Below are 13,654 nucleotides of genomic sequence, written 5' to 3' on the forward strand. Positions count from 1 at the left end.
CCGCCCCTCAGAAAACATCCGCCCCATGACGGTTCGTCAATTGTTATGCGGAGGGGTGTCTTGCGATTACCCAGCGTCGCGAAGCTAGGTTTCGGGACATGGTTGTCAGCAGCACGCAATCCGTGGCCGACCGCTACCGCGAGTTCTCCGTGGAGCAGGCACGAGGGGTATCTCCCGTATACGCCGAACTCACCGCCCGCATCAGCGAGGACCAGGACCTCTGCGCCCGCATCGCCGCCCTGCCCCCCGGCAACATGAGCCCGCGCGCTGCGCCACCCTGCTCCCCGCCCTCGCCACGCTCCCCCAGCCGCTCGCCCTGATCGAGGTCGGCGCTTCGGCCGGCCTGTGCCTGCATCCCGACCGCTACGCCTACCGCTACAACGGCGGCGAGCAACTGGGCAGTTCGCCCGTCACCCTCGACTGCCGCACAGAAGGCCCCGTGCCCCTGCCCGCCGCACTCCCCGAGGTCGCCTGGCGCGCAGGCATCGACCTCAACCCGCTGGACACCACCGACGAGGAGGACGTCCGCTGGCTCCGGTCACTGATCTGGCCGGGCCGCACGGAGCGCCCCCGCCGTCGACGAGCGCGCGGTCGCCTTTACGGCACCGCACGGGCAGAGCGTCTCTGATTGGCTTAGGGATCCCGTGGGTTGCACGGGATCAGAGCACCGGGATGAGACCCAGTGAAGCCAATCGCCTTCGTGCCCTGGTGCCGATGGACGAAGCCGTCGGCCCGCGTGGCACGTCCCTCCGGACGCTGGCCGATCAGGCACACAGGTCCTGACCGGGGAGGGTGCCTGACGTCGCCTGGGCGCCGGGCATGCATGTCACACTCTGCCACGGGATCACTACGGTTGGCTAATCCGACTGGTGGGCCTGCACTGGCTCGGTGGACCCGCTTGATGATGTCCACCGTCCTGCGGCGGTCCTGCTGCCCCTCCGCGGGCCGCCCGACCGCCAGCAGGGCCATGTCGTCCGTGGCCCCGCCCCCCGTGTGCAGCCGTACGTCGTCGATGATCGCGTCGAGCAGGTCGCCGGGGCCCGGGAAAAGGCGCCCGCGCAGCCGGGCGGCCGGATCGTAGAAGACGCCCGCCGCGTTCCTGGCCTCCGAAAGGCCGTCCGTATAGAGCAGCAGCGTGGCCCCGGCGGGGAACGCGTACTCCTGCGCCCGGTCCGGCCAGTCCCCCAGCCCCATGCCCAGCGGCAGCGCGGTCTCGGTGGGCTCGATGGGCTGGAGGCCCCCGTCGGCGTACAGCAGCAGCGGCTCCGGATGGCCTCGGTTGACCAGCCGTACGATGCCCTCGCCGTGCGGGATCTCGGCGAGGACGGCGGTGGTGAACCCCTCGAAGGCATCCAGCCCGTCCCGCCGCGCGCCCTCCCGCTCCAGCGCCCGCTCCAGCCGCCGCGCGACCTCTTCGAGCGAGCCCTCCTGCTCGGCGGCCTCCCGGAACGCCCCGACGACGATCGCCACCGCCTCCACCGCGCCGAGCCCCTTGCCGCGTACGTCGCCCACCACGAGACGCACCCCGCTGGGGGTGTCCTGTACGGCGAAGAGGTCGCCGCCGATGAAGGCGTCCGCCCGCGCGGCCTCGTACCGCGCCGCGACCATGAGCCCGGCGATGCGGTCGGCGGGGATGGGGATCACTGCGCGCTGGGCGGCCTCCGCGATCTCGCGCGCGGACGCGAGCTGCCGGCCGCTGCGGCGTACGACACGGTTGATGACGACCGCCAAGGCGGCCACGGTGATGACGGTGACGAACTCGGTGACGGCCTCGACCTGCGTCGCGGTGCCGTTGTGGAGGTGCAGGGCCGCGACGACAGCGGCCACGACGGCGCCGGTCAGCAACGTGCCGTGGAGGGTGAAGAAGGGTGCGGCGATCAGCGGGGCGGCGGCGAAGAGCGGCGACGCGGTGAAGTTGGGCGGAGTCGCGAGGTCGAAGATGCACCCGCCGACGATCAGCAGCGCGGGCAGTGCCCGGACGAACATCCGTGTCGTGCGCACGACACGGCTGCCGCCTCCGTCTTGGTTCCCCACCTGTGGTCTCCTGCCCAGTCCGCACCCGGGTGCGGACGGTACCGCGCCCCACTCAGGCTGGCCGCAGCCGCGCCGCACGGCCAACCGGTGTCGGCCGATCGGGGGACGCGGGGACAGGGGGACAGGGGGACAGGGGGACAGGGGACGGAGGACGGGGGGACGCGATGGGCCTTGGGGACGCTTCGGGGCGTCAGTCGGTGAGGTGCCGCTCGGCGTACACCTTCATCGCATCCCGGACGAAGACGGCCGTGCCCTCGCCGTGCCGGTCGTACGTCGCGGTGAAGCGGGGGTCGGCGACGTACATCTCGCCGAGCCCGAGGACGTACGACCTGGACGGCGTGACCGTCACCGACAGCCACTCGACCTGCCGCCGCACGATGTCCTGCACCTCGTCACCGGCGACGGCCTTGCCCTCCTTCAGCGCCCGGGCGAAGTCCTCGCCGATCCGGATCTGCTTGTCCTGGAACGCCTTTTTCTCCTCGGCGCTGAGCGACCGCCACCAGCGGTCACCCTTCTCGTACGCGTCACGCCCCCAGCGCTCGGTCACCTCCTGCTCGTACTGCGTGTGATCGAACCCGTCGAATACTTCCTCGGCCATGAGCTCTTCCCCTTCCTCGGTTTTCCGCAGAGTGGTCCGCACGGAGGCGATCTGTCGCCCAATGCGCTCCCGTTCCTGCTCCAGCAGCGCCAGATGCGTGCGCAGGGCGCCGGCTGTATCCCGCTGGCCGTCGAGCACCTCCGCGATGGCGGGCAGCCCGAGCCCCAGCTCACGCAGCAGCAGAATGCGCTGCAGCCGTACGAGCGCCTCCTGGTCGTAATAGCGGTATCCATTGCTCCCGACCCGGCTGGGCGCCAGCAGTCCCAGGTCGCCGTAGTGGCGCAAGGTGCGGCTGGTGGTTCCGGCTTTGCGTGCGATGTCCTGGATCGACCACTCCATGACTCACACGCTAAATCTTGACGTTGCGTAAAGGTCAAGGGAGAAAGCGCGGACACGAAAAAGGCCCGGACTCAAAGAGTCCGGGCCTTGATCACTACTTCTTCAGTAGCGGGGACAGGATTTGAACCTGCGACCTCTGGGTTATGAGCCCAGCGAGCTACCGAGCTGCTCCACCCCGCGTCGGTAAACACAACTCTACGCCATTGGTGGAGCACCGCCGACCACCTGCGGTCCGGGCCCGACACACGGGCGCGTTCAGCCCCCGTTCAGGTGGCCCGGGTCACAATCGCCGCATGCGGGTTCTGGTCGTCGAGGACGAGGAGCGCTTCGCCGAAGGGCTGCGCAACGGCCTGGAGGCGGAGGGCTTCGCCGTCGACGTCGAACTCAACGGTACGGACGGCCTGTGGCGGGCGCGCGAGACCGCGTACGACGCGATCGTCCTCGACATCATGCTGCCGGGCCTGAACGGCTACCGCGTCTGCGCCGCCCTGCGCGCCGAGGGCAACTGGACGCCGATCCTGATGCTCACCGCCAAGGAGGGCGAGTGGGACGAGGTCGAGGGCCTCGACGCCGGCGCCGACGACTACCTGACCAAGCCCTTCTCGTACGCCGTACTGCTCGCCCGGCTGCGTGCGCTCCTGCGCCGCGACCCGCACCAGCGGCCCGCCGTGCTCAGCGCCGGGGGGCTGCGACTGGATCCGGCGGCCAAGGAGGTCTCCCGCGACGGCGTACGGGTCGAGCTGACCGCACGGGAGCTGGCGTTGCTGGAGTTCCTGCTGCGCAGGCGCGGCGAGACGGTGTCCAAGCGGGAGATTCTTGCGCACGTGTGGGACGACGACTTCGAGGGCGACCCGAACATCGTCGAGGTCTACATCCGCCATCTGCGCAACAAGCTCGACCGGCCTTTCGGGCGGGCCGCCATCGAGACGATGCGCGGCAGCGGCTACCGGCTGGCCCCGGACGGCGGCTGACGATGCGGCGGACGATGCGGCGACTGACGATGCGCCGGCGGACGGGCTTTCCGAGGGGGGTCCGGTTCCGGTCGGCCGTCGTGGCCGTTCTCGTCGTCGCCGTGGGGCTGGTCGCGGGAGCCGTGACCCTGGTCGCGCTGCTACGGGCCGAACTGACCGGCGACGTACGGGAGACGGCCCGTACCCGCGCCGAGCAGGTGGCATCCGTGATCGACTCGGGGCGCGGGCTGCCTTCGCTGGCCGTGGCCGAGCCCGAGGAGCAGTTCATCCAGGTCCTGGACTCCGAGGGCACGGTGGTGGCGTCCAGCGGGAATGTGCAGGGTCTGCCCGCGCTGGTGCGCCCGGACGAGGACGGCGAAACGAGGACCACCACGCCGTTGGACGAGGACGAGTTCCTGGTGGTCGCGGCGACCGCCGAGGGGCCGGAACCGCCGGACAGCCGCAGGACGGTGCTGGTCGGGCGAGCCCTGATCGCGGTCGCCGAATCGACGCAGATCGTCACCCGGCTGCTGCTGGTGGGGCTGCCGCTGCTGCTCCTGCTGGCCGCGTGGGCCACCTGGACGGCGGTCGGACGGGCGCTGGCGCCGGTCGAAGCGATGCGCGCCGAGGTCGACGCGATCTCCTCCGCCGAACTGCACCGGCGGGTGCCGCTGCCGCGCGGCCGCGACGAGATCGCACGGCTCGCCGCCACCATGAACAGCATGCTGGCCCGCCTGGAACGCGCCCAGACGGCGCAGCGGCGCTTCATCTCGGACGCCTCGCACGAACTGCGTTCGCCCGTCGCCTCCATCCGCCAGCATGCCGAGGTCGCGCTCGCCCACCCCGGCCGGACGGCCCCCGAGGAGCTGGCGGCAACCGTACTTGCGGAGGATCTACGGATCCAGGGGCTCGTCGACGACCTGCTCCTTCTCGCACGGGCCGACGAGGACGCGCTGCGCCCGCGCCTGCAAACGGTCGACCTCGACGACCTGGTTCTGGACGAGGCGCGGCGGCTGCGCTCGACGGCCACCGGGCTGCGGATCCGGACCGCGGGGGTGTCGGCGGCGAGGCTGGAGGCGGACGCGCAGGGCCTGCGGCGGGTGCTGCGCAATCTCGGCGACAACGCGGCACGCCACGCCCGCTCGCAGGTCGCGTTCGACCTCGCGGAGCGGGAGGACGGCCGGATCGTGCTCGGGGTCGAGGACGACGGCCCCGGAGTGCCGGCCGCCGATCGGGAGCGGGTCTTCGAGCGGTTCGTACGCCTCGACGACGCGCGATCCCGCTCCGGGGGAACCGGCGGCAGCGGGCTCGGGCTGGCGATCGTCGCGGAGCTGGTGGCGGCGTACGGCGGTACGGCCACGGTGTCCGAAAGTGCCCTGGGCGGGGCCCGCTTCGAGGTGTCGCTGCCTGGGCCGGTCGGCAGCTGAAGGCCCGTTCAGCTTCGTTCAGGCTCCTTTCAGCGCCCGGCTGCCACGCTCTCCGTACCGAGTCGGATCGGACGAGGAGGCAGCCATGAGAAACCGAAAGCTGAACCTGGCGGCCGCGGTGGGCGTGGCCCTGACCGCGACGCTCGCGACCGGTGCGTGCGGCGCCGACGCCTCGGAGCCGAAGGCGCGTACGGACTGTGTGCGGGTCGTGGACGAGGACACCGGCGAGCCGACCGACGAATGCCTGCCGCTCGCACCCGAGAAGGACCGGGTGGACACGGCCGAGCCGGTCTTCACGCGTCCGACCTCCATCACCAACCCGCTCCACCCGAGCTCGGAGGTCAAGCAGGTGATCTACGGCGGCCAGGTCGACGACAAGCCGTTCCGGACCGAGTTCACCCTGCTGCCCGACACCAAAACCATCACGATGAACGGCGAAAAGGTGAAGGTGCGCACGCTCCAGTACATGGCGCTGTCCGACGGACGCATCGTGGAGCTCGCGCACGACTGGTTCGCACAGGCCGACGACGGCTCCGTCTGGTACTTCGGCGAAGACGTCTTCAACTACGAGGACGGCGTCGTGGCCGACACCGAAGGCACCTGGCTGGCCGGAAAGACCGGGCCCCCCGCCATGATCATGCCTGCCGACCCGAAGGTCGGAGACGTGTACCGGCCGGAGAACGTCCCGGAGGTCGTCTTCGAGGAGGTCACCGTCAAGGCCGTGAACCAGACGGTCAAGGGTCCGTACGGGCCGGTCAAGGGCGCGATCACAGTGGCCGAGCTGCACATGGACGGCTCCCGTGAGGAGAAGGTCTTCGCACCCGGGTACGGGGAGTTCTCCACCGGTAAGGAGGGCGAGCTGGAGGCCGTCTCACTCGCCGTCCCGACCGATGCGAAGCCCGGCCCTGTGCCGGAGAAGCTGACCGCCCTGTCGACCGCCGTCCGTGACGCGCACAGTGACGGGGCGCCGGACCCGGCAGCGGCCGAGAACGTGCGTGCCGCCTGGGACGCGTACCGGACCTCGGACCGTGTCCCGGACCTGCTCACCCAGCAGATGAACCGCGACCTCGACGCGCTCGCCGAGGCCGTCAAGGCGCGCGACGCGGAGCTCGTGCACGGAGCGGTCCTGCGGGTCGCCCAGAACGACCTCGACCTGCACCTGCACTACGAACCGCTCGCCAAGGTCGAGTCGGACCGCATGGACCTGTGGGCCCGTCAGCTGAAGCTGGACGCGGAGGCCGACGACGCGGGCGCGGTCGCAGGAACTGTCACCAGCCTCGAACTCACCTGGGACCGTGTCCGGCACAACACCGCGCCCGACAAGGCGAAGCAGATCGAGGACCGGCTGCGCGAACTGCGCGGCGCGGCCGACCGCAAGGACACTGCCGCGGCGGCGGAGTCGGCACCCCGGCTCATGGCCGCACTGGCGCAGGCAAAGACCTGAGTCACTCGGCGATCTCTGTCCGTTCCCACCACTCATAGACGGTCAGCCGGCCCTCCGCACTGTCCTGGTGGCGCGGTGGGGAGGTGATCTTGAAGTGCTCGTACCCGCCGCGGTGCGGAATCTTCAGCTCTTTTCCGGGGGGCGTGATCGGAACGATCCGCTCGTGCAGGTCGTTCGGTCCGCCCTCCAGAAGTGCCTTTTCTGTCATGCCCCCCAGTGTTCCTACCCCTCCGCATCTCCGCATGTCGTGACGACCTCCACATCCCGGGCCAGCACCCCCCACAGGACCGCCCATTCCTTGCTCAGCCCGGCGAAGGCGGCGTCGTCGACCCCGTACGCCGACACGGTGACGGCGACCGGGCCGGTGCCGACGGGCTCGGCGGTGTCGAGCGGCTGCTCGGCGCTGATGGCGACCAGGTGGCCGTCGGTGTCGACGAGGATGTGCTGGAAGCGGCTGGTGTGCCAGATCTGGGTGCCGGTGGTCTGCAGGCTGTCCCGCACCATGGCCGCATTGGCCGACCCGGTCATATAGACCGTCCGCCGGGACCGCACACCCTCCCGCTCCAGCCAGAACCGCAACTGCTCCAGGAAGGTGCGCCAGCCCTCTTCCACCCCGTCATAACGCCCGTCGGCCGCCGCACCACCACAGACAACCCGCACGACAGTACGTTCCGGACCGTCCGCCGAGAGCTGGATCTCCTGATCCTCCTCCAGCACGATCCGGTGCTCGTCGGGCAGCTGCTGGGCGTGATCGACGAAGATGTACCGGATCTCGGCCTCGATCCCGTCGTAATCCCAGCCGAACCATTCCCGGATCCGGTCCGGTTCGGTGAGCGCCTGCCAGACGGTCTCCAGCGGCGCGTGGATCAGGGTCTCGACCCGGAAGGCCTTCTGCTCGGTCATGGCTGTCGCTCCTGGTTCGTGTGCGTTCGAGCACCCGCACAGCCACCCTGCTGCCAGCGCTCGCCGCTCCGCAACCGGCATGGGCCCGGCGCCGTTCGGAGGGACGACACGCTCACGCAGGAGCCGGAAAAAAGACCAGCCCCAGGTCAGAGGATCTCTGACCTGGGGCTGAGCGGTAGGCCGTGTGGGACTCGAACCCACAACCAACGGATTAAAAGTCCGCTGCTCTGCCAATTGAGCTAACGGCCCTCGGCGAATCACCCCCGAGCATAGCCGCAGCGAGCCCGGCAACCGATCGGGTATCGGTTGCCGGGCCCGTCGAAGCGTGTACGGAGCCTAGAACAGGCCCTTGTAACCCTGCCAGCCGGTGGCGATCTCGGTACGACCGCCGAAGGAGCCACGGCCGTTGCCGTCGTTGCGGAAGAGCTTCCCGGCGGTGTCGCGCGCGACAATGTCCGGCTTGCCGTCGCCGTTCAGGTCACCGATGCCCACGAGGGCGTTGTACGAACGCCCCCAGTCCTTGAAGACCTGCACCCGCGCCTTGAACGTGCCGTTGCCCACACCGTCGTAGCGCCACAGGCCACCCGACTTGTCGTGCGCGATCAGGTCCGCCTTGCCGTCGCCGGTGATGTCACCGACGCCGGCGATGCGCCCGTACGTCTTCCAGTTCGTGCCGATCCTCACCTTGGCCGCGAGCTTCCCACCCGTCGCACCGGCGATGAAGTACACGTCGCCGGTGGACGCATGACGCGCCACCAGGTCCGTACGGCCGTCACCGTTCATGTCGCCGGGAGACGTCAGCACGTCGTACTGCCCCCAGCCGGACCCGATCGAGGTGTACGCCGTCGAGGGCGTCAGCGGCTTCCCGCATCCGGGCTTGTACGCGCGCAGCTCACCAGAGGGCTGCCGCACCAGCACGTCGTTGCACCGGTCGCCGTTCACGTCGCCGAACGGCACGGCGTACGCCGACGTCGACCAGCCACTGCCCGACGTCTTGCCGGAGAACTTCCCTCCGCCGGTCCCGTGCTGGAAGGTGAAACTGCCGGAGGAGTTCAGCGTCAGCAGATCCCCGACGGCGTCGCCCGCCACGAAGTCGTGGCGCACAGGTGCCGCGCCCCGCAGCTTGACGGTCCCGGTCCGCTGCAACGCGGCGCCGTTTCCGTCCGCGGGCAGAACGGACAGTGTCCAGGCGTACGTACCGTTCGGGAAGGCGGCATCGCCCTGCGCGCCGGGCACCATGCCGTGCCAGTGGGCGGCGAGTTCCTCGCGTACGGCGCCACCGCGCACCGTGTCGACGACCTTGCCGGTGCCCTTGTCGCGCAGCGTGAGCGTCCAGGACGCGGCCGGCTTGGACAGCGGCGTGGTCGTGACGATCTCGGGCACGGCGTCGAAGGTGCGCGCGGTGACCTGAGTGCTGTTGGCCGGGGCCCCGGCGGTGGTCATGCGCTGCCCGAGGACGCCAGACGGGACCAGGTGAACCTGTTCCTGGTCGTCCACGTAGGCGGCGTTGCCGCCGAAGCGGTCGACGGTCCACCGCACATGCCGCTGCGAGACGCCCGTAACGGGCAGGTCGCCGACGGTACGGCTGCGGGCTTCCCCGGTGTCCACCGCCGTGAGAACGAGCTTCCCGGTGGCCTTGTCGTGCGTGACCACCCATCCGTCACCGAGCAGCGCCTCGCCCGAAGGCACGGGCACCGATTTCTTCTCCGTACGGTCGTACACCCCGGCGGGACCACCCGAGGGGCAGCTCCAGTACAGCCAGCGCCCGACCGCCTGAAGCTCGTCGGGCACGCAGTCCGCGCCGGTGCCCACGGATTCGGCGGTAGTCCCGGCGGCCAGGTTTCGGGCGGTGACTACGCCCTTCGCCGTGCCCGGGGTCCACAGCCGGCCCGCCCACACGGCGGCGGCACCTGGGCTGCGCTGAACGAGGGCCTTTCCGTCGGACAGGCGGTAGACGGTCTGCTGTCCCGCCGCCCTGGATGTGTGGATCAGGTGGTCCGGGGTGACGGAGGTGATCTCCCCGTCCTCGGGCACCACCAGCGTGCTGCCGTCGTCGGCGGCCGTCCCTTCGACGCGCACAAGGTCCCGCTCTGCGGTGTCCCGGTCCAGCCGCGCGAACCGCCCGTCGCCCAGGCCGTGGAGCGCGCCGCAGGCGGGGTCGTCGTCCGCGCACGCCGGCAGGCTGTAGGCGTAGTCGGTGAGCCGGCCGCGCTCGCCGTACGTCGGCGTGCCGGTGGGGCTGAGCGTGCGGCCGTAGTCCTGCTTCGTGCCCGTGCTGTTGTCGATGAAGCCGAGGCGCCCCTGCGCGAGCGCCAGCCCCTCAATGGCGGCTGGCAGTTGCGGCAGTTTCTTGACGAGAGTCACGGCCGGCTTTCCGCCCTCGCCCTCGGTGATCCGGCGGATGCCCCAGTCGGTGGGGTAGGAGGATCCGCCGACCACCACTGCGGACCCGCCAGGGCCGGTCGCGAGTGGCCCCGAGGTCCTTTGCACCAGAGTCACCAAGGGGCCGCCCGCAATCGGCCTCGTGACGATCGCACCGAGGCTGTCTTCGTACGCCAGCCAGTCGCCGACGACCGCAAGGTTGTGGTGCGCGGTCGGCTGCGCGGGCGCCAGGTCCACCGTGGCGGGTTGCGCCGAGAGATCATTACGGGGAAGCACCAGCACGGCTGTCTTGCGCGTGCTGTAGACAGCGACACGGTCAGCCGTGGCCGTCGCGTACCCGTATCCGTCGGGGAGCGGCGCGCTGATCGCGGCGACCCGGCCGGTGACCGCGTCCACCCGCACCAGGCGGGCCAGACCGTCGACTCGGGCCAGAGCGAAGATGTCCTTGGCGTCGCCCGTGACGGGAGCGCCGATCTGGCTGCCCTCGGGCAGGCCGGTGACGACCACGTCACGTGTGTCCCCGTCGCCGTCGGGCGACAGGAAGTGCAGCCACCTGGTGGTCGTGCCGTCCGCACCGATGACGCTTCTTACGGCGACAACCGTGCTGCCGTAGATACGCAGATAGGTCAGCCCACTCGGCACCGTGAGCCTGCGGACCGTACCGTCCGACGCGTCCCGGAGCTCCACCTCCCGGCCGTCGACATGGGCCAGCGCGTCGGTTCCCGTAGAGCGGCCCAAGCCGCTGGCGGGCACCGCGAAGGTCTCGCCGTCCTCGAAGCGCGTCCACTGCCACGCGGAGAGACCTCTTTCCTGGTGGAACACTCCGCGCGCGCCGACACCGTCCGTGTCCCAGCCCGGCCCGGCAAAGAGCGTGGCCGCCTGGGCCTCGTCCCGGAGGGTCGTGGGAACGACGACTTCCTGTGAGGCCGGCGCCTCCGCAGCCACCGAAGCGCTCATGGACGCAACTAGGCCGACTCCCATGGTTGCGGCGATCGTGCCGCGTACAAGGGCATGACGTGTCACTGGGGTCCCTCCCCGGGAGCCTGCAGAAGGCATGGGGAAGCGACGGCGGCTGTGCGCGCCGTCGGCGAATCGAATCGAGCCACGCCCCCCGGCGGTGCTCCCCATGCAAGTGGCCGGAGCGTAACAGCAGTTATGCATGTGGGGAAAGGGAAAACAAAAGCGGGCCTGTTCGTTAAGAACGGGCCCGCTTTCGCAGGTCAGCGGATTACGCCGCCGAGCTGATCAGTTGTCAGCTGCGCTTCCAGCGCGGCTTGTCGTCACGGCGGCCGAACGAGCCGGTGCCTGTGCCGGTGCTGCCGCTGCTGCGGTGGTCGTCGCGACGGCCCTGCGGGCGGTCGTGGCCACCGGTGCGGAAGCCGCCGCCGGCCGGACGGTCGTCACGACGGTCGCGGTTGAACGGACGGTCGGCGTGGCCACCGGCGCGGAAGCCGCCACCGGTCGCCGGGCGGTCGTCACGGCGCTGGAAGCCGCCACGGTCGCCACCGGCGGGACGGTCGTCACGACGCTGGAAACCACCGGACGGACGGTCGTCGCGACGGAAGCCGCCACCACGGTTGTCGCCACCACGGTCGTCACGACGCTCGAAGGAACGGCCACCACCGGCCGGACGGTCGTCACGACGCTGGAAACCACCGGACGGACGGTCGTCGCGACGGAAGCCGCCACCACGGTTGTCGCCACCACGGTCGTCACGACGCTCGAAGGAACGGCCACCACGGTCGCCACCGGCCGGACGGTCGTCACGACGCTGGAAACCACCACGGTCGCCACCGCGGTCACCGCCGCGGTTGAAGCCGCCACGGTCACCACCGCGGTCACCACCGCGGAAGCCACCACGGTCACCGCCACGGTCGTCACGGCGCTGGAAGTTGCCGCGATCGTCGCGGCGCTCCACCGGCTGGGCCGCCACAGCGGCCGCAGCGGCAGCGGCGGCGAGTTCGGCCTCGGTGGCCGCGGCCACCTCGGCGACAGCCGCCTCCGGGTCCTCGCCGCGCTCACGCGCCGCGCGGGCGACCAGGCGGTCGGCCTCCTCGCGGAGCTCGGTCGCACGGCGCTGGATGCGCTCCAGCTCGATGGTGAGCTCCTTGGCCTCGCGCTCCGCCTGCTTGGCGGCGTTGTTCGCGGAGTCGGCCTGGACCTCGGTCAGCGAACGGGCGCCGGTGATCTCGGCGACCTCCGGCTCGAACGCGCCCGCTCCACCGACGATGTGGCGCGAGGCGTCGACGCCCGCGTCCTCCATCAGGCGGAAGATCTGGCGGCGCTGGTGCGGCAGCGACAGGGAGACGACGACGCCGGACTTGCCGGCACGGGCGGTACGGCCCGAACGGTGCAGGTAGTCCTTGTGGTCACCGGCCGGGTCCACGTTCAGGACCAGGTCGATGCCGTCGACGTGGATACCGCGAGCGGCGACGTCGGTGGCGACGAGGGCGTTGACGTAGCCCTTCTTGAAGTCTTCGAGGACGCGCGTACGGGCGCCCTGCGTCATGCCGCCGTGCAGTGCGTCGGCCTTGACGCCCGAGTCCTGCAGCTGCTCGGCGATACGGTCCGCGCCCAGCTGGGTGCGGACGAAGATGATCGTGCGGCCCTTGCGGGCGGCGATCGCGGCCGTGACCGGCGCCTTGTCCTTCGGCTTCACGACGAGGACGTGGTGGGTCATGGTCGAGACGTTGCCCTGCGCGCTGTCGACCTCGTGGGTGACCGGGTTCGTCAGGTAGCGCTTGACCAGCGTGCTGATCTCGTTCTCCATGGTGGCGGAGAAGAGCATCCGCTGGCCGCCGCCGGGGATCTGGTCGAGCAGCTCGGTGACCTCGGGCAGGAAGCCCAGGTCGGACATCTGGTCGGCCTCGTCGAGGACGGCGACCTGGACGTTCGCGAGCGAGCAGGCGCCGCGGTTGATGATGTCGCGCAGACGGCCCGGGGTGGCGACGAGGACGTCGACGCCGCGCTCCAGGGCGTAGATCTGGTTGCTCATGGACGTACCGCCGCAGACGACCTTCATCTTCAGGCCGAGTACGTCGCCGTACGGCTGAAGCGCGTCCGCGACCTGCATCGCGAGCTCACGGGTCGGGGTGAGGATGATCGCGCGGGGCTTCTTCTTCTCGGTGTGCCCGCCGGCCAGCGTGGCCAGGGTCGGCAGACCGAAGGAGAGGGTCTTGCCGGAGCCGGTACGGCCACGGCCGAGGATGTCCTTGCCAGCCAGGGCGTCCGGGATGGTCGCGGCCTGGATCGGGAAGGGGGCGGTGACGCCGTTCTGCGCGAGCTTGCGGACGACGCCCTCGGGCAGGCCGAGGGAGGCGAAGGTCACAGTGGGCTCGGAGTCGGAGTCGGAGTCCGCGTCGACGTCGGAGTCGGCGATCCCGGTCTCGACGATCTCGGTGATCTCGACAGCCTCTACGGCGTCGGCGATCTCGACGATCTCGGTGATCTCTACGGCCTCGACGACGTCGGCGGCCTCGATGACCGTCTCGTTCTCGGGCATGGCGGTGCGGTCAGTGCTGGAAATGGACATACGAAATGCGAAACCTCTCGGAGTCTCGGCACGCGCCCAAACTCC

General features: G+C 70.4%; 10 protein-coding genes, 2 tRNA genes and 1 pseudogene. 5 read left to right on the plus strand and 8 right to left on the minus strand.

The genetic code is table 11. The annotated features are described in order from the left end of the window. Window positions 1-98 precede the first annotated feature (98 nt). On the plus strand, window positions 99-320 hold the full coding sequence (locus tag PXH83_RS13465; RefSeq protein ID WP_274560231.1) for a hypothetical protein: 222 nt from the start codon (window positions 99-101) through the stop codon (window positions 318-320). Next, a complete protein-coding gene (locus PXH83_RS13470) occupies window positions 278-628 on the plus strand; it encodes a DUF2332 family protein (RefSeq protein WP_274562813.1) in 351 nt (116 codons plus the stop codon). Before PXH83_RS13465 ends, PXH83_RS13470 begins: the two co-directional genes overlap by 43 nt. A 266-nt stretch (window positions 629-894) precedes the next feature. Here the strand turns inward: PXH83_RS13470 and PXH83_RS13475 are convergent. The 3 genes and pseudogenes from PXH83_RS13475 to PXH83_RS13485 form a co-directional block, all read right to left on the minus strand. After that, a pseudogene (locus PXH83_RS13475) lies at window positions 895-2,052 on the minus strand (PP2C family protein-serine/threonine phosphatase); the annotation flags it as partial. A 172-nt stretch (window positions 2,053-2,224) separates the two neighbouring features. After that, window positions 2,225-2,971, minus strand: coding sequence for a MerR family transcriptional regulator (locus PXH83_RS13480; protein WP_274560233.1), 747 nt, complete (start codon window positions 2,969-2,971; stop codon window positions 2,225-2,227). Between the two features lie 106 nt (window positions 2,972-3,077). Beyond that, window positions 3,078-3,151, minus strand: a tRNA-Met gene (locus PXH83_RS13485). 113 nt (window positions 3,152-3,264) lie between these two features. Here PXH83_RS13485 and PXH83_RS13490 point away from each other — a divergent pair. From PXH83_RS13490 to PXH83_RS13500, 3 genes are all read left to right on the plus strand, one after another. Then, entirely contained in the window at window positions 3,265-3,942 is a 678-nt protein-coding gene (locus PXH83_RS13490) for a response regulator transcription factor (RefSeq protein WP_274560236.1), read from the plus strand. Between the two features lie 80 nt (window positions 3,943-4,022). Beyond that, on the plus strand, window positions 4,023-5,348 hold the full coding sequence (locus tag PXH83_RS13495) for a HAMP domain-containing sensor histidine kinase (protein ID WP_274560238.1): 1,326 nt from the start codon (window positions 4,023-4,025) through the stop codon (window positions 5,346-5,348). Between the two features lie 85 nt (window positions 5,349-5,433). After that, the gene (locus PXH83_RS13500) at window positions 5,434-6,792 is read left to right on the plus strand and encodes a hypothetical protein (RefSeq protein ID WP_274560240.1); all 1,359 of its coding nucleotides are present in this window, start codon (window positions 5,434-5,436) and stop codon (window positions 6,790-6,792) included. Between the two features lies 1 nt (window position 6,793). Here PXH83_RS13500 and PXH83_RS13505 read toward each other — a convergent pair whose 3' ends face one another. From PXH83_RS13505 to PXH83_RS13525, 5 genes are all read right to left on the minus strand, one after another. Next, window positions 6,794-7,000 (minus strand): DUF5988 family protein, encoded by a 207-nt coding sequence (locus PXH83_RS13505; RefSeq protein ID WP_274560242.1) that lies wholly within the window; start codon window positions 6,998-7,000, stop codon window positions 6,794-6,796. A gap of 14 nt (window positions 7,001-7,014) precedes the next feature. Beyond that, the gene (locus tag PXH83_RS13510; protein WP_274560244.1) at window positions 7,015-7,695 is read right to left on the minus strand and encodes an SRPBCC family protein; all 681 of its coding nucleotides are present in this window, start codon (window positions 7,693-7,695) and stop codon (window positions 7,015-7,017) included. Between the two features lie 176 nt (window positions 7,696-7,871). Beyond that, window positions 7,872-7,944: transfer RNA gene (locus PXH83_RS13515), tRNA-Lys, on the minus strand. A gap of 87 nt (window positions 7,945-8,031) precedes the next feature. Further along, on the minus strand, window positions 8,032-11,034 hold the full coding sequence (locus PXH83_RS13520; RefSeq protein WP_274560247.1) for an FG-GAP repeat domain-containing protein: 3,003 nt from the start codon (window positions 11,032-11,034) through the stop codon (window positions 8,032-8,034). A gap of 295 nt (window positions 11,035-11,329) precedes the next feature. Further along, the gene (locus tag PXH83_RS13525) at window positions 11,330-13,609 is read right to left on the minus strand and encodes a DEAD/DEAH box helicase (protein ID WP_274560249.1); all 2,280 of its coding nucleotides are present in this window, start codon (window positions 13,607-13,609) and stop codon (window positions 11,330-11,332) included. Window positions 13,610-13,654 lie beyond the last annotated feature (45 nt).

The organism is Streptomyces spiramyceticus (assembly GCF_028807635.1).
Classification (GTDB): domain Bacteria; phylum Actinomycetota; class Actinomycetes; order Streptomycetales; family Streptomycetaceae; genus Streptomyces; species Streptomyces spiramyceticus.